Annotated in this window: 22 protein-coding genes and 1 other RNA gene; 9 read left to right on the top strand and 14 right to left on the bottom strand. The window is 38.5% G+C overall.

Annotation, left to right across the window (positions count from 1 at the left end):
* Positions 1-9: 9 nt before the first annotated feature.
* The 9 genes from E6H07_19240 to E6H07_19200 all read right to left on the bottom strand — a co-directional run bounded on the left by E6H07_19240 (position 10) and on the right by E6H07_19200 (position 7798).
* Positions 10-807 (bottom strand): tryptophan synthase subunit alpha, encoded by a 798-nt coding sequence (locus tag E6H07_19240; GenBank protein ID TMI61651.1) that lies wholly within the window; start codon positions 805-807, stop codon positions 10-12.
* Positions 785-1177: an endonuclease domain-containing protein gene (locus E6H07_19235; protein ID TMI61650.1), complete on the bottom strand. Its 393-nt coding sequence runs from the start codon at positions 1175-1177 to the stop codon at positions 785-787. The genes E6H07_19240 and E6H07_19235 overlap by 23 nt, the downstream gene beginning before the upstream one ends.
* 67 nt (positions 1178-1244) lie before the next feature.
* Positions 1245-2459, bottom strand: coding sequence for a tryptophan synthase subunit beta (gene trpB / locus E6H07_19230; protein TMI61649.1), 1215 nt, complete (start codon positions 2457-2459; stop codon positions 1245-1247).
* A gap of 74 nt (positions 2460-2533) precedes the next feature.
* Positions 2534-3160 (bottom strand): phosphoribosylanthranilate isomerase, encoded by a 627-nt coding sequence (locus E6H07_19225; protein TMI61648.1) that lies wholly within the window; start codon positions 3158-3160, stop codon positions 2534-2536.
* A gap of 5 nt (positions 3161-3165) precedes the next feature.
* On the bottom strand, positions 3166-3810 hold the full coding sequence (locus E6H07_19220) for a phosphoribosylanthranilate isomerase (GenBank protein ID TMI61647.1): 645 nt from the start codon (positions 3808-3810) through the stop codon (positions 3166-3168).
* Positions 3800-4597, bottom strand: a complete 798-nt coding sequence (gene trpC, locus E6H07_19215; GenBank protein ID TMI61646.1) for an indole-3-glycerol phosphate synthase TrpC — start codon at positions 4595-4597, stop codon at positions 3800-3802. The genes E6H07_19220 and trpC overlap by 11 nt, the downstream gene beginning before the upstream one ends.
* On the bottom strand, positions 4597-5589 hold the full coding sequence (trpD, locus tag E6H07_19210; GenBank protein ID TMI61645.1) for an anthranilate phosphoribosyltransferase: 993 nt from the start codon (positions 5587-5589) through the stop codon (positions 4597-4599). The genes trpC and trpD overlap by 1 nt, the downstream gene beginning before the upstream one ends.
* Before the next feature lie 111 nt (positions 5590-5700).
* Entirely contained in the window at positions 5701-6291 is a 591-nt protein-coding gene (locus E6H07_19205) for an aminodeoxychorismate/anthranilate synthase component II (GenBank protein TMI61644.1), read from the bottom strand.
* Between the two features lie 91 nt (positions 6292-6382).
* Positions 6383-7798, bottom strand: coding sequence for an anthranilate synthase component I family protein (locus E6H07_19200; protein TMI61643.1), 1416 nt, complete (start codon positions 7796-7798; stop codon positions 6383-6385).
* Between the two features lie 221 nt (positions 7799-8019).
* On the opposite strand from E6H07_19200, the gene E6H07_19195 reads away from it, so the two are divergent.
* From E6H07_19195 to E6H07_19165, 7 genes are all read left to right on the top strand, one after another.
* Complete coding sequence (locus E6H07_19195) at positions 8020-8313, top strand: N-acetyltransferase (GenBank protein TMI61642.1); 294 nt, start codon at positions 8020-8022, stop codon at positions 8311-8313.
* Positions 8310-9578: an amidohydrolase family protein gene (locus tag E6H07_19190; protein TMI61641.1), complete on the top strand. Its 1269-nt coding sequence runs from the start codon at positions 8310-8312 to the stop codon at positions 9576-9578. Before E6H07_19195 ends, E6H07_19190 begins: the two co-directional genes overlap by 4 nt.
* Positions 9579-9635: 57 nt before the next feature.
* A complete protein-coding gene (locus E6H07_19185; protein ID TMI61640.1) occupies positions 9636-12089 on the top strand; it encodes a S9 family peptidase in 2454 nt (817 codons plus the stop codon).
* Between the two features lie 6 nt (positions 12090-12095).
* On the top strand, positions 12096-12758 hold the full coding sequence (locus tag E6H07_19180; GenBank protein ID TMI61639.1) for a class I SAM-dependent methyltransferase: 663 nt from the start codon (positions 12096-12098) through the stop codon (positions 12756-12758).
* 5 nt (positions 12759-12763) lie between these two features.
* On the top strand, positions 12764-13159 hold the full coding sequence (locus E6H07_19175) for a VOC family protein (GenBank protein TMI61638.1): 396 nt from the start codon (positions 12764-12766) through the stop codon (positions 13157-13159).
* Positions 13160-13171: 12 nt separating this feature from the next.
* On the top strand, positions 13172-13543 hold the full coding sequence (locus tag E6H07_19170; protein ID TMI61637.1) for a DUF2784 domain-containing protein: 372 nt from the start codon (positions 13172-13174) through the stop codon (positions 13541-13543).
* Positions 13544-13614: 71 nt separating this feature from the next.
* The gene (locus tag E6H07_19165) at positions 13615-14037 is read left to right on the top strand and encodes a hypothetical protein (GenBank protein ID TMI61636.1); all 423 of its coding nucleotides are present in this window, start codon (positions 13615-13617) and stop codon (positions 14035-14037) included.
* 24 nt (positions 14038-14061) lie between these two features.
* Here E6H07_19165 and fsa read toward each other — a convergent pair whose 3' ends face one another.
* The 3 genes from fsa to E6H07_19150 form a co-directional block, all read right to left on the bottom strand.
* The gene (gene fsa, locus E6H07_19160; protein TMI61635.1) at positions 14062-14715 is read right to left on the bottom strand and encodes a fructose-6-phosphate aldolase; all 654 of its coding nucleotides are present in this window, start codon (positions 14713-14715) and stop codon (positions 14062-14064) included.
* Positions 14716-14761: 46 nt separating this feature from the next.
* Positions 14762-14861, bottom strand: an RNA gene (gene ffs / locus E6H07_19155) — signal recognition particle sRNA small type.
* A gap of 72 nt (positions 14862-14933) precedes the next feature.
* On the bottom strand, positions 14934-16244 hold the full coding sequence (locus E6H07_19150) for a DUF5103 domain-containing protein (protein ID TMI61634.1): 1311 nt from the start codon (positions 16242-16244) through the stop codon (positions 14934-14936).
* 123 nt (positions 16245-16367) lie between these two features.
* Between E6H07_19150 and E6H07_19145 the strand changes: the two genes are divergently transcribed.
* Complete coding sequence (locus tag E6H07_19145) at positions 16368-17621, top strand: ABC transporter permease (protein ID TMI61633.1); 1254 nt, start codon at positions 16368-16370, stop codon at positions 17619-17621.
* 101 nt (positions 17622-17722) lie between these two features.
* Here the strand turns inward: E6H07_19145 and E6H07_19140 are convergent, their stop codons facing one another.
* Positions 17723-18457 (bottom strand): RNA methyltransferase, encoded by a 735-nt coding sequence (locus E6H07_19140; GenBank protein TMI61632.1) that lies wholly within the window; start codon positions 18455-18457, stop codon positions 17723-17725.
* Between the two features lie 22 nt (positions 18458-18479).
* Here E6H07_19140 and E6H07_19135 point away from each other — a divergent pair, with 22 nt between their 5' ends.
* Complete coding sequence (locus E6H07_19135; protein ID TMI61631.1) at positions 18480-20858, top strand: hypothetical protein; 2379 nt, start codon at positions 18480-18482, stop codon at positions 20856-20858.
* On the opposite strand, the gene truB is transcribed toward E6H07_19135, so the two are convergent.
* On the bottom strand, positions 20836-21543 hold the full coding sequence (gene truB, locus E6H07_19130; protein TMI61630.1) for a tRNA pseudouridine(55) synthase TruB: 708 nt from the start codon (positions 21541-21543) through the stop codon (positions 20836-20838). The two genes, E6H07_19135 and truB, sit on opposite strands and share 23 nt — an antisense overlap.
* Positions 21544-21557: the final 14 nt, after the last annotated feature.

The raw sequence follows: 21557 nt of genomic DNA, 5'->3' as shown, positions 1-21557 counted from the left end.
ATATAGCGGCTATTTTATGGATGAAAGGAAGGTTTTTGTGACGGACTTAACATCTGCAGTGTTCTCCAGTGCCCGGATATATGCACTGCCAATGATGGCCCCGTTTGCATAAGCACAGGCAGCCTCAAATGTTTGTTTATCCTTTATGCCAAAACCAACCAGGACAGGATTTTTCAACTTTAAACTTTGCAGTTTTTGAAGGTAAGCGGTAATATCCGTCATGTTCTTATCTGAGCCTGTAGTAGATGAAGAAGAAACAGCATATAAAAATCCTGTGCTTAAATCATCCAACTCCTTTATCCTTTCATTACTTGTTTCTGGTGTAACAAGGAAAATAAAGTCTATCTCATATTTTTTAATAATAGCACCATACTCTGTTTCAAACTCATATTGGGGCAGATCAGGTAAAATCAACCCATCAATTCCAACTGCCGCTGCATCCTTGCAAAAATTTTCAAATCCATATTGTAAAACAGGGTTCATATATCCCATCAACACTACCGGCACAGTAATTTCGTTTCTGAAATCTTTTAGCTGTTCAAAAAGTGTTTTCATTGTCATCCCGTTTGCCAATGCAATGCTGCTGCTCTGCTGAATAACGGGCCCATCAGCCAGCGGATCACTATATGGCATGCCGAGTTCAATGATGTCAGCTCCGTTTTCCTGCAGTGCCTTCATCACATCCAATGTTGAATTCAACTGAGGATAACCTGCTGTACAATAGACATTAAGTATTTGCCCCCTAAATCCCCCTGAAGGGGGACTTTCAAAGACTCTGTCAATTCTATTTTTCGTTGTCTCTTGCATTACACTTTATTTCATTAATTACTGCTTTCATTTTCTCAATTACATTTTCAATTTCGTTTCTTATTTCATAGTTTTTAAACCTGACGACTTTTATACCAAACGATTTTATATCATCCTCCCTTATAATATCATTTTCCATAACTTCCTTAATATTATGAACTGAGCCATCGATTTCGATAACTAATTTTAATTCGTGACAATAAAAGTCAGCTATATACAACCATATCGGATGCTGTCGCTTAAATCTTACTCCTAATTGATTTACTTTTAAAAATTGCCACAACAACATTTCCTCATGAGTCGGGTTCTTTCTCAATATCTCAGCTCTTGTAAAAATTGGTTTAATTGCGCCATAAAACATATTTGCCATATGCCGTAAATAAAAAAATAATGAATCCTTAAATTTCAGAGTCCTAAGTCTCCCCTTCAGGGGAGATTTAGAGGGGCATTTGTTTCATATACGCGGCTAAATCCTTATCCCCTCTACCACTTAAACAAAGCACCACTTTATCTTTTGCCTCAAACTTCACTATATTCAATGCATGCAAAGCATGTGCACTCTCCAATGCAGGAATAATTCCTTCCAACTTCGCTAGTTCAAATGCTGCAGCCAAAGCTTCATCATCTGTTGCATTTAAAAATTCACCGCGGCCGCTTTCAAATAAATGTGCATGCAAAGGGCCGATACCCGGATAATCCAACCCAGCTGAAATACTATGTGGCTCTACTACCTGACCATCTGGTGTCTGCATCAATAAACTTTTACTGCCATGCAGAATGCCGGGGGTACCTAATGCTGTAGTAGCGGCACTGAATTGAGTATTCACTCCGTGACCCGCTGCTTCTACTGCGATCAATTTAACTGAAAGCTCATCTAAAAAATGATAGAATGCACCCGCTGCATTACTGCCGCCACCTACACATGCAATAACATGAGATGGTAATTCAGTTCCAACCTGCCCGCCGTGGCGGGTTTTTTCTTTTAACTGCCAGCGGATCTCTTCACTTATCACACTTTGAAAACGTGCCACCATATCCGGATAAGGATGCGGCCCTACTACACTTCCAATTATATAATGTGTATCAACAGGATTATTTATCCAATCGCGGATAGCTTCATTCGTTGCATCTTTCAAAGTTTTACTGCCGCTTCTTGCTGGTATCACGGTAGCACCAAGCATTTTCATTCGGGCTACATTCGGCGCCTGCCGTTCAATATCTTTTTCTCCCATGTAAACAATACACTCCAATCCTTTCAAAGCACAAACAGTTGCAGTAGCTACACCGTGTTGACCTGCCCCTGTTTCAGCAATGATCCTCTTCTTTCCTAAACGCAACGCTAATAAAATTTGTCCAATAGTATTATTGATCTTATGAGCACCAGTATGACAAAGATCTTCCCGTTTCAGGTAAATCGTTGTTCCAAATTTTTCACTCAACCGTTTTGCATGATATAAAGGTGTTGGCCTTCCTGCATAATCCTTCAGCAATTCACGGAACTCTTTCTGAAAAGATGCTTCATTAATGATATCAAGATATTTTGTACGCAACTCTTCCACATTGCGGTGAAGCATTTCTGGAATATAGGCGCCCCCGAATTTTCCGTAATAACCTTGCTCGTTTGGCTGTTGAAATGTTTTCGTAGTTGCCATTTTTTTACTTAGCTTTTGTGCTACTATTTAGGTTCTGTTGCGTCGCACTCTTGTACTTTATGTAATGCTATTCATTATTTCAATCCCTGCTTAAACCCCAGCACCAGTCCCATATCTTTTACGCCGGGTTCTTTTTCAAACCGACTATTAATATCTACTCCAAAAAAATCCGGATGTCTGAATGATTTGATCTTTGCAGCATCATCCGGTCCTATCCCCCCACTGAGAAAGAATGGTTTTTCAATTTTTGCTTTCTTTAAAATATCCCAGTCAAATTGTTTGCCGGTACCACCAATGCTATAATCACTAGCCTTGTCAAACAAATAATAATCACATACATTATCGTATACTTTTACCATCGCATCAATATCCGTGTCATCTTCTTTTATACGAAAAGCTTTTATCACTTCCACTTCACTACTAAGGTCATCACACATTTCCGGTGTTTCATCGCCGTGCAACTGTACCGCATCCAGCCCATATTCATCAATAGCATCTAACACATCGATCATTTCAGGATTTACAAACACTCCTACTTTTTTCAGGTCAAAGTCTGCTGATTTGATGTCCTTTTTTGAAAGCTTATCACCTACGTAACGTGGCGACTCCTTATAAAAGATCAATCCGGCAAAATCAATGTTGAGTGCTTCCAGTTGCTGCAGTTGTTTCAGTTGTGTAATACCGCAAACCTTAATATTCATTTCAGTTATGTTTTAGTTATACCAATCTTAGTTGTAAAATCCTTTACTTTCCTCACATCCTTCACACCGGGGCTAATTTCAAACCGGCTATTAATATCTACTGCAAATAATTTCTCTCCTGCTGCAGTAGTTACAAATTTCATTAATTTTTCTTCGTCACCCGGCTCAATGCCGCCACTGAGAAAATATGGTTTGCGTGGGGGTGCTTTTTCCAACACGGACCAGTCAAATTTTTTGCCTGTACCACCGTAACCTACTCCGAGTGTATCAAACATAAAAAAATCACATACTTCCAGGAAAGGATTGGTCATCCATTCCAGGCTATCATTTTCACTCAGGCGAAATGCTTTGATCACAGAAATATAATCAGCGATCTTCTCGCAGAACTTTGGTGTTTCATCTCCGTGCAACTGTACCATATCCAGCCGGTATTCATCCACTGTTTTTTTCAAATCATCATAGGTTGGGTTTACAAACACTCCCACCTTCACGATCTTGCCTTTGATCTGTTTCATTTTTTCCGCAGTTATTTTTTGCCCCAAATATCTCGGCGATTTTGGATAAAAAATAAACCCGGCTAATGTCACACCCATTTCATCAAAGGCGCTGACCTGTTCGGGTAAGGTATTACCACAAACTTTAATCTTCATGTGCTTTTGCTTTTAATTGTTTTACAAATTCTGCAAAAGCAATCGTTGGGTCTTCCGCTTTCATAAAATTTTCCCCAATGAGAAAACCTCTAAAGCTATGCTGTTTAAATAATAAAATATTTTCAACTGAACTGATTCCGCTCTCGGCCACTTTAATTTTGCCAGCCGGGATCTTTTCTGCCATACGCAAACTCCTTTCAATATCTACTTCAAATGTTTTAAGGTTGCGGTTATTGATCCCTATTATATCTGTTTCATCACAAATATGCCCCAACTCTTCCTCATCATGCAGCTCTAGTAATACTTCAAGCCCTAAGCTTTTTGCAAAGCCGGCCAGCCTCTTCACTTCTGCTGGCGACAGGCATGCTGCTATCAGCAAAATTACGTCAGCCCCGATTGATTTAGCTTCTGTAATTTGGTATTGCTCAATAATAAAATCCTTTCTCAGTATCGGCACTTCATTGATTCTTGCTTTTATAAGGTCATCATTGGTTCCACCGAAGTAATATTGATCCGTAAGAACGGATAAGCAGGAAGCCCCATTATCGGCATAAGCTGTTGTTACTTCCAGTACATCTGCTTTATCGTTTATTATTCCTTTTGATGGTGATTTTCGTTTGAACTCAGCAATAATTCCTGTTCTCGTATTATCATTTAAAAATTCTTTCAGCGAAAATGTTTTTCTTGCGTATAGCTCACTTGACTCCAGCTCAGCTACAGGCTTGGCTAATTTCCTGTTTTTAACTTCTCCTCTTTTAGTTTCTATTATCCGTTCTAAGATATTCATCACTGTATGCTAATTAGTTTTTGTAAACATTGATTAGCCTTTCCGCTTTCCAAACTTTCTACAGCAGCATTATATGCCTCATCATATGTTTTATATTTACCCGTACAGTTCAAAGCCATAGCAGCATTAGCCAGCACTACTGCATTCTGGGCAAATGTGCCTTCACCTTTTAATATAGTAGTAAAAATCTTTGCTGCTTCTTCAACACTGTTTCCTCCTGTGATATCCGAAGCCATAACCATCCTTTTTCCTAATTGCTCAGGTGTCATTATCTTCTCTCCTTTATTTGTAATCACTTTTGTATCGTTGGTCAATGATATTTCATCATACCCATCAAGCCCATGAATGATAGTGAAGGCCCGGTCAGAAAGTTGTAAGAGGTAATTATAAATTCTTGCCATTTCTAAATTAAAAACACCAACGAGTTGATAAGCCGGTGCAGCAGGGTTTACCATTGGCCCAAGTATATTAAAGAATGTTCGCATAGCAAGGTTCTTACGAATTGGCCCAACAGTTTTTAACGCAGGATGAAACATTGGTGCATGTAAAAAACAAATTCCAGCTTCTTCAACTTCTTTCTTCAATGCGTCATTATTGTTTTTAAATTTGTATCCCAGTTGCTCCATTACATTACTTGCACCGCTTATAGAAGAAGCTCCATAGTTACCATGCTTCGCCACTTTTTGCCCGGCACCTGCTACTATAAAACAACTAAGAGTAGAAATATTAAATGTGTTCTTACCATCACCACCGGTACCAACAATATCCATTGTTTGATGACCATTCAAATTAACTGGTACACACAATTCAAGCAATGCATCCTGGAAACCCTGCAATTCTTCAATTATAATGCTACGCATAAGATATACAGTCATGAAAGCAGTAATCTCATGTTCATTATAAATTCCCTTACCGATGTTTACTAAAACTTCTTTTGCCTGTTCACGGCTAAGTGTTTTGTGTTCGAATAAATATTGAAGGATCTTTTTCATACCCCTGTCCCCTAAAGGGGAACTTAGTTTTATAGTTAATAAATTATAGCCGATTATTCCTTTTCATTAATCCAATAAAGACTTTACATATTAAGTTCCCTAAAGCCCCCTTTAGGGGGTTTGGGGGTTTAACCAGTTTCTTAAAATACTTTCTCCCATAGGCGTCAACACACTTTCCGGGTGAAACTGCACACCCTGTACATCAAACTTTTTATGTTGTAAACCCATTATCATTCCGCTTTCATCTCTTGCCGTTATTTCAAGTTCATTTGGAAAATTTTCCTCTGAAACAACCCATGAATGATAACGACCAACTTCCAATTCATCAGGCAATCCTTCAAATAAGGGACTCCTGACTCCCGACTCCTGACTCCCAACATCTATCTTAGTTGCTACTCCATGAAAAACCGAACTTAAATTCTCCAGCTTTCCACCAAATGCCTGCCCGATAGCCTGATGCCCCAAACACACACCCAGTATGGATTTCCGGGATGCATATTCTTTTATCAAAGGCAACAACAAACCGGCTTCTTCAGGAATGCCGGGGCCCGGAGATAAAATTATTTTATCATATTCATTCACTTTCTCCATTGCAATCTTATCATTCCTGTACACATCAACCTTAGTATGTGTGATCTTCTCAACCAGGTGAACAAGGTTGTAAGTAAATGAATCGTAATTATCAAAAACTAATATTTTCATACCCCAAACCCCTAAAGGGGCTTTATAGTTTTAAAGTTTATAATGTCATTTCCTTCTCAAAGACTCTTCTTAAGTCTCCCTTTAGGGAGATTTAGAGGGTTTCCGCTTTTTCAATAGCCTTCTTCAACGCTCCGAGCTTATTATTTACTTCCTGCAATTCACTTTCAGGTTTGCTTGCTACCACTACACCAGCACCGGCCTGTGATGTCAACGTATTGTTGCTGCTAAGAAAAGTGCGGATCATGATGGCATGATTGCAACTGCCATCAAAGCCAACAAAACCGATAGCGCCGCCATAATAACTTCTTGCAGTAGGTTCATACGAATCGATCAATTCCATTGCCTTAAATTTCGGTGCACCACTTAATGTACCTGCCGGGAATGTTTTAGCAAGCAATTCAAATACATTACTCCCCTCTCTCACTTTACCAGTTACCTCACTCACCATATGAATAACATGACTGTAGTATTGTATTTCTTTGTAGTGAGAAACTTTCACATCATCACAGATACGACTAAGATCATTACGGGCAAGATCAACTAACATTACATGTTCGGCATTTTCTTTTTTATCACCAGCCAGTAACTCTGCCGCCAAATGATCTTTATCATCATCACCTGTTCTTCGGAATGTGCCGGCGATCGGGTGAACGACCGCTTTGCCATTCTGAACAACCAGTTGCGCCTCCGGTGAAGAACCCATTAACTTATAGTCGCCATAATCGAAGAAGAATAAATACGGAGAAGGATTGATACTACGCAGTGCCCTGTATACATTAAACTCATCGCCTGTAAATGCCTGCTGAAATCTTCTGCTCAATACAATTTGAAACACATCACCACGATGGCAACTTGTAATTCCTTTCTTTACCATTTCCCTGTAATCATCATCACTCATATTGGATTGCTCATTTCCTTTTGCTTTAAAAGGATAAACAGGTACATCTTTACTACGGATCAAAGATTCAAGTAAAGTTGAATCCGATTCAATTCCGTTGATATTATTTTCGAGAATAAACAACTCGTCTTTAAAATGATTGAATGCAATTACATATTGGTAGAAGCGGTAACGCATCAAAGGAATAGATGCTGGTTGTGAATTTCGGGCTGAAAGACGAATTGTATCGAAAAACTGAATTGCATCATAAGTAGTATAACCAAATAACCCTTGTGCAAATCTTGCTTCCTTAATTTCAGATTTTGTGATTTCGAACCGATGCATAAAATCCCAAAGGAGTTGTGGTACTTCGCCTGAATTTTTGAGTTCAATTCTTTCAGGTTTTTGTCCCGGTAGTTTGAATTCGATACTGCTGGCATCTGTTATTTCAATACCACCAATAGCATTTACACAAATAAAAGAGTAGCTATTTTCAGCAACATGATTGTCGGTACTTTCCAGGAGAATTGTATCCCGGAAACGATCACGCAGCCGGAGGTAGATGCCTACTGGTGTATATACATCCGCAAGGAGTCTTTTAATTGTTGTATTAACAATAATCTTTTTCATGTCGCTTTATATTGTTCAATTACATTACAGCATGTAAACAAAAAACCCCGACGATACTGTCGGGGCTTAGTATATGTTTATAAATAAACACAGCGTGTCACTACAGCCCCGGAAGAGTTGTATGCCACCACCACTGATTATTTATTGTTTGCTTATTCATGCTACTGCAAATATGCAGCTTCAATTTGACTAAAGCAAATTATTTTTGATAGTTTTAAGCCATGCAGATACAAAATAAGAAGATCGGAAACAAAGGCCTGTTTTATGTAGAAATAGATGGCGAAAAACTGGCAGAAATGGTTTACACCATGCCATCCCCCGATAAAATGATCATTGAACATACCGATGTAGATGAAAAGCTGAAAGGCAAGAATGTGGGCAAGCAACTGTTACATACGGCTGTTGAGTATGCAAGAACCCATAATATTAAGATCATACCTCTTTGTCCATTTGCTCATGCAATGTTCAAAAAGAAACCTGAATACGCTGATGTACTTTTAAATAAGTTGATATGAAAAAATATTTTTCATTCATTCCTTTATTGTTTGCATTTATTTTTTGTTGTGCGCAGCAAACAGATAAATATATTTTACTGAAACCTGACCATGTATTTGATGGCGAACAAATGCATAGTGATTGGGTAGTGTTGGTAAAAAATAATAAGATCGAACAGGCAGGAGCAATGATGTTTAAATTACCTGCAGGTACAGAAATAATTGAGTTGAAGGGAATGACTTTGCTGCCAGGTTTGATCGAAGGTCACTCTCATTTATTTCTTCATCCGTATAACGAAACTTCATGGGATGACCAGGTGCTGAAAGAATCAAGAGCGGAAAGAACTGCAAGGGCAGTGAATCATGCAAAAGCAACTTTATTGGCGGGTTTTACAACCGTAAGAGATCTCGGAACTGAAGGCGCAATGTATGATGATGTGGGTTTGAAAAAAGCAATCGAAAAAGGAGTTGTACCGGGGCCGAGAATGATAGTTGCTACAAGAGCAATTGTTGCAAAAGGAACTTATGGACCCAAATCTCCTTCACCTGATGTAGAACTGCCGCAGGGTGCTGAAGAAGTAACAGGCCTGGAAGAGTTATCAAAAGCTATTCGTTCACAAATTGGTCATGGTGCTGATCTAATTAAAGTATATGCCGATTACCGATATGGCCCTAATGGTGAAGCACAGCCAACATTCAGTGAACAGGAACTCGGATTGCTTACTGAAATCACAAAAAGTAGTGGAAGAAAAGCCGTTGCTCACGCATCTACTGCAGAAGGAATGAAACGAGCAATTAATGCCGGTATATCAACTATTGAACATGGTGATGGTGGAACTGAAGAAGTTTTCAAACTAATGAAGGAAAGAAATGTTGCGCTATGCCCTACCCTTGCTGCCGGTGATGCAATACAACAATACCGTGGCTGGAAAAAAGGAACTAATCCTGAACCTGCTTCCATTACCAGTAAAAAGAAAAGTTTTGCGCTGGCTTTAAAAGCAGGTGTCACTATTTGCATGGGCGGTGATGTAGGTGTATTTGCACATGGCGAAAATGCAAGAGAAATGGAACTAATGGTGGAATATGGAATGAAGCCAATTGATGTGCTGAAATCCGCTACCTCTGTAAATGCAGATGTATTTGGCTATGCGGATAAGATCGGCAAGATAAAAACCGGATTGTTTGCCGATTTAATTGCAGTAGAGGCTGATCCTTCAACAAACATTAATGCAATCAGGAATATTAAACTGGTGATGAAGAATGGACAAATTGTAGTCCGTAATTAATTACACAAACGGAGCCTGTTATTGGCCGCTGTTTCTTAACTTCAAAAAAAATCTATCATGAGAAAATTTGCTTTATTGCTATTATGCTTTTTTACAACAGTATCATTAAATCTTTTATCAGCACAGGATAATGCCGGCTACAAACTGCCGCCAAAAGATATCGCTGATATGCTGTTGACAAAACCTACACCCGGAGTAAGCGTGGATGATAAAGCAGAGTGGATGTTGTTTACAGAAAGCAGTAGCTATCCATCAGTAGAAGAACTGGCGAGACCTGAATTGAAAATAGCAGGCTTGAGGATAAACCCGGCCAACTTTGCCCCCAGCCGCCAGAATTTTATTACAAATATTTACCTAAAAAATATTGCATCAGGCAAAGAATATAAGATCACAGGACTTCCCAACCCGATGTACGGAGGAAATGTTTCCTGGAGTCCTAATGATAAAAAAATTGCATTCACCAATACAACCGGGAGTCGTGTTGATCTTTATGTAGTGGATATAGCCACACAAAAAACAACAAAGATTAATAAGACTGCCGTTAACACAGTAACCGGCGGTTATCAATGGTATGATGATAATACTATTCTCTATCGTGCAATTGTAAAACCTGTATCTGCTGCACCTGCAAAACCTGCTGTACCTAGCGGACCAACAGTGCAGGAAAATTATGGAAAGGCAAGCCCCCGTCCTACTTTCCAGGATCTGATCAAAAGCCCTTACGATGCGCAGCTTTATGAATTTTATGCAACAACACAGTTGGTAAAAAATACAAATGGTATAGAAACAAAAATTGGCCAGCCTGCCATTTATAGTTTTATGAATATTTCACCCGATAAAAAATACATGCTTGTACGTACATTGAAAAAACCATTTTCATACACGGTGCCTGCAGGTGGTTTTGCCTCAACCATTTTTATTACTGATATGAATGGTAAGATGGTAAAATCATTAGGTGACTTGCCATCATTAGAAACAGCACCCAGCGGAAATGATAATGTACAAATGGCGCCACGCAGCTATGGCTGGCGGGATGATGAGCCTGCAACATTAACATGGTGTATGCCGCTTGACAGTGGGTTAATTAAAAAGAATGTTGACTATCATGATGTGGTATTTGCATTAGCTGCGCCGTTTAATGGTAGCGCAAAAGAATTGTTCAAAACAAAAATGCGTTTCCGCGGTGTGACCTGGGGAAGCAAAACTTTTACCTTGATAAATGAAGGTCTTACGGGAAAACAAAAAACAGCTACTTACCGTTACAATCCATCTACAGGGGAAACAGAATTACTGATGGAAAGAAATACTACAGATAATTATTCGAATCCAGGTTTTCCTGTTACTGAAAAAAATGAGTGGGGGCAGGATGTAATAAAACTGGTTGATAATGGGAATAAAATTTTAATGAATAATGGAACTGGTGCATCTCCAAAAGGAGACTTACCATTTCTTGCAACATTTGATCTCACGACAAAAAAACTGGATATCATCTGGAGATGCGCAGACGGCTATTTTGAAAACGTAGTAAGAGTATTGGATGCCGATAAACTGCAACTGCTTACAAGAAGAGAAAGCGAAAAAGAAATGCCGAACTACTGGATCAAAAACCTGAAATTAAAGATCGCTGACCGCCAACTTACATCATTCAGCAATCCTTACCCGCAAATGGATGGAGTAACCAAAGAAAAAATAAAATACAAAAGAGCTGATGGTGTTGATCTAACCGGCGATTTGTATCTGCCAAAAGGTTATAATAAAGAAAAAGATGGCTTGTTGCCAGTATTTATCTGGGCTTACCCAGCTGAATACAACTCAGCTGATGATGCAGCACAGATAAGAGGAAGCGAACATCGTTTCACTTTTGTTGGCGGTGGTTCGCCAGTGTTTTATGTTACACAAGGGTATGCAGTTTTAAATAATGCAGAAATGCCGATCGTCGCAACGGATAAAGACAAAAAACCAAATGATAATTTTATTGATCAGTTAAAAATGAATGCAGAAGCTGCAATCAATAAATTATCTGAAATGGGAATTGGTGATAAAGACCGTGTAGCTGTGGGTGGCCATAGTTACGGGGCATTCATGACAGCTAACCTGCTTGCGCATACAAATCTTTTCAAAGCAGGCATTGCACGCAGCGGCGCCTATAATCGTTCATTAACGCCTTTTGGTTTTCAAAATGAAGACAGAACATACTGGCAGGCTACTGAACTGTATAATAATATGAGCCCATTCAATTATGCTGATAAAATAAAAACACCACTGCTGCTGATACATGGTGATGCGGATAATAACACCGGCACCTTCCCTATTCAAAGTGAAAGAATGTTTAATGCCGTGAAAGGACATGGTGGTACAGCAAAATTTGTAAGCCTTCCATACGAAGCACATGGATATGCAGGAAGAGAAAATGTATTACATGTATTGGCCGAACAGTTTGAGTGGTTGGAGAAATATGTGAAGAATTCGCCGAAAACTAATGATGCGAAAAAAGAACCGAAAGCATTTTAATAACGGATGGATTTAATAAAGAGTTTAAAAGCCAGGCTATTTGCATCTCAACTGCGAAAGCCTGGCTTTTTATTTGGTAAAAAAGTAGGATTGCAGATGAATGCCGGAAATGCCTTCTTGTATGATTTTACATTGAACGCAATGCAGCTTAAAGACCAAGAGTCAATTCTCGAGATCGGATTTGGCAACGGAAAATTTTTCAAACAGATATTTTCAAAAGCAAATAATCTAAAGTTATCCGGTATTGACTATTCAGCCGAAATGGTAAGAGTAGCAAAGACATTGAATAAAGATCTAATCCAACCAGGCAATCTTGTTTTAATAAACGGCAATAGTGATGCAATGCCTTTCAGCGAAAACCAGTTTGACAAAGTTTTTTGTATCAATGTCATTTATTTCTGGGATGATCCTGCTGCCCATCTGAAAGAAGTTTACAGGGTATTGAAACCTGGTGGAAAATTTTATGCTGTAATCCGAAGCAAAGAACAGATGCAGTATATGCCATTTACCAAATATGGCTTTAACATGCATAACGAAACAGAATGGCTTGATCTGCTCAATAAGTCAGGTTTTAAAAATTTATCTGTACTGCCTATTACTGAACCTGCAGTAAAACATAAAGGGAAAGAATATATTTTACAGTCGCTTTGCTTCGAAGCAATAAAATAAATAGAATGAACCAGCAACTCGTACATATTGCATTAGTCGTAACAGATTATGATGAAGCAATTCAATTTTATACTGAAAAATTAAATTTTGAATTGATAGAAGACACACCACAAAGCGAAACAAAGCGATGGGTATTGGTATCACCACGTGGAACCGGCAACTGCAAACTACTACTTGCAAAAGGTGCAAATGAAGAACAGCAATCTAGGATTGGCAATCAAACAGGTGGTCGTGTATTTTTATTTCTTCAAACTGATAACTTCCAAAGAGATTTTGATGAATACAAATCAAAAGGCGTTGAATTTGTAAGACCTCCATCACACGAAGAGTATGGAACTGTAGCTGTTTTTAAAGATCTGTATGGAAATCTTTGGGATTTGATCGAGTTTAAAAAATCTTAATAGTTTCATTCTATGCTAAAACTGCTGGATATATTTTACACCTGTCTTCATTTACTTATTATCAGCTTCAATTTATTTGGCTGGATATGGCCGCAAACAAGAAAACTGCATTTAATTGTTGTAACTACTACCCTTCTTTGCTGGTTTGGACTTGGCATCTGGTATGGATGGGGCTACTGCCCGGTTACTGATTGGCAATGGGATGTAAAAGAAAAACTCGGAGAAACTAACCTGCCCAATTCCTTTGTAAAATATTTTGCCGATAAAGTTACCGGCAGAGATTTCCCACCGCCACTTGTTGATCGTGTCACATTAATCAGCTTTATTGTTGCAATTATTATTACGATATATGTAAACTTCATCCGGAAATCCTTTAAGAAATAATTTAACTTCATATTGGTTGGCAAATGCAACCGTGGCATATTATTTAGGCTCTTACTATACAAATCACCGGTTTGAAAAAAACTATTCTTATCCTTTCTCTTTTGGCCAGCTCTCAACTTTTTTCACAAAAAGTGGACAGCATTGCCTTTCACCTCTACACCGACAGTCTGAAAAAAGGAGTACATAATTACATTAATGTAGATGGCAAAATGGGTAAAGGGAATTGGATGCCAATGTCAGCAAAGGAAATTTCATTTACAAGTTCTGTAGGGCATTTTGAGGGCTGCGACCTGGTTATTCCCGCAACTTATACGGGTGAGAGTGTAGTTGTAAATGCCTCACTTAAATCCAACCCGGCTATTTATATAAAAACAACTATTTGGATGAAGATAAAACCCGATCCCGATCGATTGCCAACACTGGATGAACTGGATAAGAAAAACACCAAACCAGATTCGGGATCGAAAAAAAATAAAAGCTCTAAAAACAAATAAGCCCCTTAAACAGGGGCTTTATAATTACATTGTCTTTTTTGCATCTTCCAAAAATTTGGCAAGGCCAATATCAGTAAGGGGATGTTTTAGCAAACCTAATATTGAATCTAATGGACAGGTACAAACATCAGCACCGGCTTCTGCACAACGAATAATATGATTAGGATTGCGGATAGAAGCCGCAAGAATTTCTGTTTCATAACCCTGCACCGTATAAATATGTGAAAGTTGTTCTATCAATTGCACACCATCCCAGCCGCTATCATCAATACGACCAATGAACGGAGAAACATAGGCTGCACCTGCTTTAGCACAAAGGATCGCCTGGCCAGCAGAAAAAACTAATGTGCAGTTGGTACGGATGCCATTATCAGTAAACCATTTTATCGCTTTCACTCCATCTTTGATCATCGGAACTTTCACCACAATATTCTTATGAATTTTTGCCAGCTTCTTGCCTTCAGCAACGATACCATCAAAATCAGTTGATATTACTTCAGCGCTGATATCACCATCAACCATGTCGCAAATTGCTTTATAATGGTTCATAATGGCGGCCTCACCTTTAATGCCTTCTTTTGCCATTAGCGATGGGTTTGTAGTAACTCCATCCAAAATTCCTAATTCGTGAGCCTCTTTGATCTGGGCAAGATTCGCAGTATCAATAAAAAATTTCATGAGCAATAATTTAATAAAAAACCCCATTAGGGGCTTAGATTTAAAAAAACGGCAGGCTCCTCACATCGCACCGCTACAACCACTTATCCTTGCTGCCTTCCGGCCCTGGGGAGGTTCAGCAGGAGCTGGTCGTGTAAGACCTGCCGGGCGCAAAGATAAGGGAATGACTTTTTTCAATTGAATATTTTCAATTGTCATTTGATAATCATTTGTAGAAATTATTGTTGTCTTTGAAATGCAGAATTCAGACTTGCGAAACCAACCAATTCATCTGCCCGACCGCCGAAAGAACGATAGTAAACAAGTATCGTGTAATTATTTTCAGTACCCCAGTGATTGCCTTCAGTGTTATCAAAATCCGGGAGATTATTTTCTTTATTTTTATCTGAGAGTGTTACGTAACTATAATTATAAAAACCTTGTTTCAGCAATAATGTTCTTTCATAAGCCCCTCTTTCCGGGTTGAATTCCAGTTTACTTGAATCATTAACCTCAAACTGTGTAAGTTCCCCGAACATATAAACGCTTCTACCTTCATAAGGTCTGTTCCCTGGCGGAAAATAGCTAAAATGGACATATGCATAATCACTCTGCCAATAAGGGTTGAGGTTTTCATCATTCTCTAGTATGAAAGAACCATTCAGATCCCGGTAATATAAATAAGTACCCTTTGTGCGTTCTAAATCTGGTTTTACAAAAATATCTGTTCGGGCAGGTTTATTATCGATACGTTGCATATGGTCACTCATTAGCCGCAGACTTACAAGGTTGATATACCGCCATTCCTTTCCGGCCGGAAAAGAATTTTGTATCTCATCATTATATTCAAAATAGTTTCCCCGGAAAATATTTGGCCGGGTAAGAAGTTTTGAAGTAGGCCATGCATTATTCTGCAATAAAACCACTTTAATATCCTGTGGTGTAAGAATGTTTAGAGGGGTTAATGTTTTTACCGTAACCAATATTTTCTGATGACTCATGAACATTGTGCTGTTGAACGGTTGCTGAATTTGTGCAGCCACGTTTGATTTATTTTCCACCACCATCATACGCTTGGTAAAAACAAGTTTGGATGTATCATTATTTAAAAAAACTTTTAGCAGGTAATTTCCGGAACGGTTGGGCTTGCAATTGCGTTCAGGAAAAAAAAGCTGGTAATGAGTGTAGCGGGTAAGTGAAAGAGATGAGTAGCGGTAATTTGTGATTCTATTGGTTTGAAATCCGCTGATATAATCGAATGGTGGAAGATCTGCCGGAGTCCAGTCAGCATTACAAAGCTGAAAAGTATAATAATAGAACTTATAATCCGCATCCATATCATCAAAGTGGAGCTCAAGCAATTGATTGCCGTTAAGATTGATAATAGGATAACTGTAAATATCACCCGCCTTGAACAATTTAACAGCATGAATACTGGGTTTGTAAATATGATCTGGAATTTGCGAATATCCCTGCAGCCAACCCATTACAAATACCAGTGCAATTGAAGTTTTTATAAGGCGGTTAAGTTTCATTTTATATAATTCCATAAAGTAACTGAAAAAAGGTGAGAAAAGCTTTTCCTACTCAGCCGGTTAATAGCAACAATGGTTAAAAATGTATAAACGGTTATTTGAGCCGGACATTGTATTTTTGAAGACAAACCCATTCAATTGAAGGTTGCATCATTTATAGCAAACCGTATCGCCTTTAACAGGCAGAAATCTTTTTCACGGTTTATTATCCGTCTTTCTATTGCAGCTACTGTCATCAGTGTAGCTGTTATGATCGTTACCTGGTCTTTTGCCAATGGTTTCCAGGAAAAGATCAGTCAGAAAATATTCAGCTTTCTTGGGCATATTCAGGTGCAGGATAAACAACCTGATAAAGCTGTCTTTGCAGAAGAATATCCCATTATGCATAACGATACAGTGGTGAATGATATCAAAAAGAACCCTGCCGTAGTAAGTGTTCATGCATTTGCTACCCGTTATGCGATCCTTAAAACAAAAGATGAAATGGAGGGGGTTAAGTTCAAAGGAGTTGACAGTAGCTTTGATTTCAACCAGCTAAAAACTTTTATCAAAGAAGGGCGGCAGGTAAATTTTAATGACAGCACTTATAGTCGTGAAATAATGATCTCAACTTATACGGCAGAACAATTGAAGCTGAAATTAAATGACAAGGTGCTGATCTATTTTATAAAACCCGGCAGCAGCCCCGAAGATGAAGATAAGTTCAGGGCAGATAAACTCACCATTACCGGTATTTACAAAACAGGCATTGAAGATTATGATAAATATTTTGCTATCGGTGATATAAAACTGATACGCCGCCTGAATGGCTGGGATGAAAATGAGATCGGCGGTTATGAAGTTTTTTTAAACGATTATACAAAGATCGATAAAGTGGCAAAAGAAATACATGAGCTTGATAGTTTCCCGGTTACATGGACTCCGAAAAGTGCCAGGAATATTTCGCCCAACATTTTTGATTGGCTGAACATGCAGAGTAAAACACGGAATGTTTTAATGGGAATTATGGCTGTTGTTGCATTGATCAATCTTATCACCTGCCTTATCATTTTGGTATTGGAAAGAATAAGAATGATCGGAGTGCTAAAAGCATTGGGCGCAAAAAATATTACTATACAAACAATTTTTATTCATCATACTTTGATCATAACTATAACTGGCATAATCCTCGGCACATTACTGGCCCTCGGTCTTTTGTACCTGCAACAGGAAACTGGTTTTATTAAACTACAAGAAGAGGCTTATTACCTGAGTGAGGCTGCAGTAAAAATTGTTTGGTGGCAAATACTCCTTATCATTTCATGCACCTTCGCTGTCTGTTTAGTGATTTTGACAATTCCATCATTGCTCGTAAGAAGAATACAACCAGTAAAAGCAATACAGTTCAGGTAGGTCAGATACAAGATACTGGTCTCTGGATGCTGGATAAGCAAAGCTGACTATTAATTTAAAACCTATCCCATATCTAGAATCCAGTATCCAGCATCCAATAGCTAGCAAATATGAGAAAGAATAATCCCTGTCGCCACCGCTGCATTAAGTGATTCTGCATTGCCAATGCGGGGAATAGAAATTTTTTCATTAGCAGCAGCAAGTATTTCATCATGCACACCTTTTGATTCATTGCCGACAATAATAATTCCTTCCTTTAATTTTCCAATTGCATTTACTGGTTTACCGGAAACTGCTGTTGCATAAATGCCGGTCGATTTATTTTCACTCAACCATTTTTGCAAATCAGTATAAACAATATTTACCCGTGCAATACTTCCCATTGTGGCTTGCACAACTTTTGGATTATAAATATCCGCCGAATCTTTGCTGCAGATAATGTTCCGTATACCAAACCAGTCCGCAATGCGAATAATAGTTCCCATATTCCCGGGATCCTGAATTGTATCAAGGGCAAGAGTGATCTTATTTTTCAAATCAGCAGAAGCATTAGATTCAAATTTCTTCACCACTGCAAACACCTGATTAGGAGTTTTCAGTTGCGACACCCTTCCCAATTCCGTTTCGTCTATCTCATACAATTCTGTATTTCCAATCTTTCCTTTATTCTCATCGATCCAATTCTTAAGAGCATAAACCTGTTTAATAGCCCCGGTTGAGTGTATTAAGAATTCATCGACTATCTTAGGCCCTTCAGCAATAAACAGCCCTTCCTCGTCACGGCTTTTTTTCTGGCCTAAACTTTGGATATATTTGAGCTGCATTTTTGAAAGCATAGCATTTAACTAATTTAAATTAATGAAAATCAGGCCATCGAAAATTTCTGCTTTACTAAAATTAAGCATCGCCTGTTTTTCAGTTTTGTTCGTTACAAGCTGCGGTGTTGTTCCCAAGAATTATCCGAAAAATAAGCCTTTTGTTTTTGAAACAAATATATCAGTTGAAGGTAATTTTACAAATGAGGAACGGGGCCACCTGGAATCACAGTTAGAAAATCAATTAGAAGATAGTATGCTTGCCCGGACAGCATCGAAATTTACACTTAAACGTCTTCTATTCTTCCACAAAAGCCTTGACAAACCTCCCGCTTTTGATTCCTCGTCGGCTGTAAAATCAATCGAATTTATGCAGCGGTTGCTTCGGTCATCTGGTTATTATTACGGAGATATCAGTTACAATTATACGATTGACACTGTAAAGGATCAGCAAAGAACAAAGGTAAACTTTATCGCAAAACCGGGCAAGCTGATGACACTTGATACTGTCATTTATAAATTCAGCAAAGCAGAAATACAGGACATTGTTGAAAAGAATATGAAAGATGCGCAGGTTAAAAAAGGTGATGCATTTGCTAAAATTGCTATGACTACAGAACGTGACCGGTTAGTAGAATTATTCAGAAATAGTGGTTACCTCCGTTTCACAGGAACAGACATAATGGGACTTTGGGATACATTGGATGTTTCATTGCTGCAACCAAGCCTTGATCCGTTTGAACAGATCGATCTCTTAGAAAAAATTAAAAGCCGGCAAGAAAACCCAACTGCCAATCTTGAATATCGTTTTAAACCGGGTGTTGACACTTCCCGCCTTATAAAATTCTATATCGGTAATGTAACGATGTACCCGGAAGTTACAGTGGATTCTGCTTTTACCATTAACAGGACACTTTTACTTGATTCAGGCCGTTTTAAAATTGTTTATAGTCAAGATATTTTCAACCCAGGATTTCTTCACCGCAATTTTTATTTGCGTCATGGGAATCTTTACAGCCAGAAAGACCTGGTAAGGACAATTAATCGTTATAATGCACTCGGAGCATGGAAACTTGTAAGTATAGAACCTAAAATAAGAGGAGCAACTGACACGGTTGATTTTGAAGCAAGATTATCGCCTGCTGATAAGTATGCTTATAGTCTTACACTCGAGGGAACCCGGAACCAAAGTGCTATTACAGGTGATCTCTGGGGAATGGGACTTAATCTTGCGTTTCAAAACAGGAACTTTGCAAGATCAGCCAATAACTCTGTTACAACCTTTCGGTATGGTATTGAATTTGGCGGTGGCAGGGGAATTCAGACCCAAACATTTTTACTTAACCAGAATATTTATTTCCCACGTTTTATTGCTCCCAATTTTATAAAACCCAGTATTCATTTTCGTGATAATGCAAGAACGATATTCTCGTTTGGTGGTGGCATTACTGATCGTATCGATTATTTCAACCAGAAAACGATCAATGTTTCCTGGGGCTATCAATATGAATGGAACAACAAGAGCATTACATTTCTCTTACCCAATTTTGAATATTCGGTTCTTTTGCCAAGGGATAGCCTCAATGCATTGTTTGCCACCAATCCCATTTATAAAAACCAATTTACAGATGGCTTGATATTATCTGCAATTGCCCGTTATAATGTAAACTGGGGAAAACCGAACCGATTGAATTTTTTCAGGTTAAATGTTGAGCAATCAGGTGTTTTTACTGGTGTTATTAAAAATAAATTCTTTGACACAAACTTATATCGTTTTATAAAAGTTGAAGCTGAGATATCACGTAAGATGATACTTAAAAAATGGAATGACGGGCTTGCTAAAAAGGTTCTGGCTATGCGGATGATGGTTGGCATCGGTTATGAGCTTGGTGCTACTGAAAATCCGAATAAGCGAAACAATATGCCCTTCTTTAAATCATTTTATGCAGGTGGACCCAATAGTATGCGGGCATGGCAGTTACGTCGGCTTGGACAGGGTTCTGTGATCAAAGAATTCAATGGTTCAGGAAGTACACCAGAGCGGTATGGCGATGTACAATTCGAAGGAAATATTGAATATCGTTTTCATCTTTTTAAATATGCAGGTGTAAAATTCAATGGCGCATTATTTACCGATATGGGAAATATCTGGTACCTGAAAAAAGAAGCCGTACCAGCCACACCCGAAGAACAGGTAGCTGTATTTAAACTAAGCAGGCTTGGAACAGATCTTGCCATAGGCATGGGTATGGGCTTGAGGGTCGACTTTAGTTTATTTATTCTTCGCCTGGATTATGCGTATAAAGTAAAGGATCCAAGTCCTGAACCTGCCAGTGCCTATAAGCAAAACAAATGGTTCTACGATTTTCAATTATTCAACGGAACATTACAATTAGGCATCAACTATCCGTTTGTGTTGTAGTCTTTTTCAGATCATCAATAAACTCATGTATAGATTGAGCCTCGCTCAATTTAAATTCACCAATTCTTGTGCGACATAAACTACTCAAATAAGCACCACAACCTAATGCTTCTCCAAAATCATTGGCAAGACTACGGATATAGGTTCCGGTTGTGCACACAATTTTGAAACTTACAACCGGCATTTCAATAGCTGTTATTTCAAATTCTTTAATTGTGATCTTCCTTGGCTCAAGTTTTACCTCCAGCCCTTTTCTTGCCAGTTCATAAACTCTTTTACCATCTATTTTTATAGCTGAATGTGCAGGCGGAACCTGCATAATTTCACCCATAAATTTTTTTGTGGCATCTCTTATTTGCACTTCATCAATTGTGTCAACAGGTTTAAAATTTACCGGATCACTTTCAAGATCGTAAGTAGGTGTTATAGCGCCTAATGTAATTGTACCGGTATATTCTTTTTCCTGCGCCATATATTCATTTATCTTTTTTGTAAACTTTCCTGTGCAGATAATAAGTAAGCCGGTAGCAAGGGGGTCGAGTGTGCCGGCATGTCCCACTTTCTTAATTTTAATTGCGTTCCTTATTTTTCTTACCGCATCAAATGAAGTCCACAAAAGTGGTTTATCAATCAGTAGCAGCTGCCCTTCTGCGTACTTGTTCCCCGGTAAAATATCTTCGTTCATCCGTTTAAGGTTTA

This window comes from Bacteroidota bacterium (genome assembly GCA_005882315.1).
Taxonomy (GTDB): Bacteria; Bacteroidota; Bacteroidia; order Chitinophagales; family Chitinophagaceae; genus VBAR01.
This window is presented reverse-complemented; position numbering and strand designations above follow the sequence as displayed.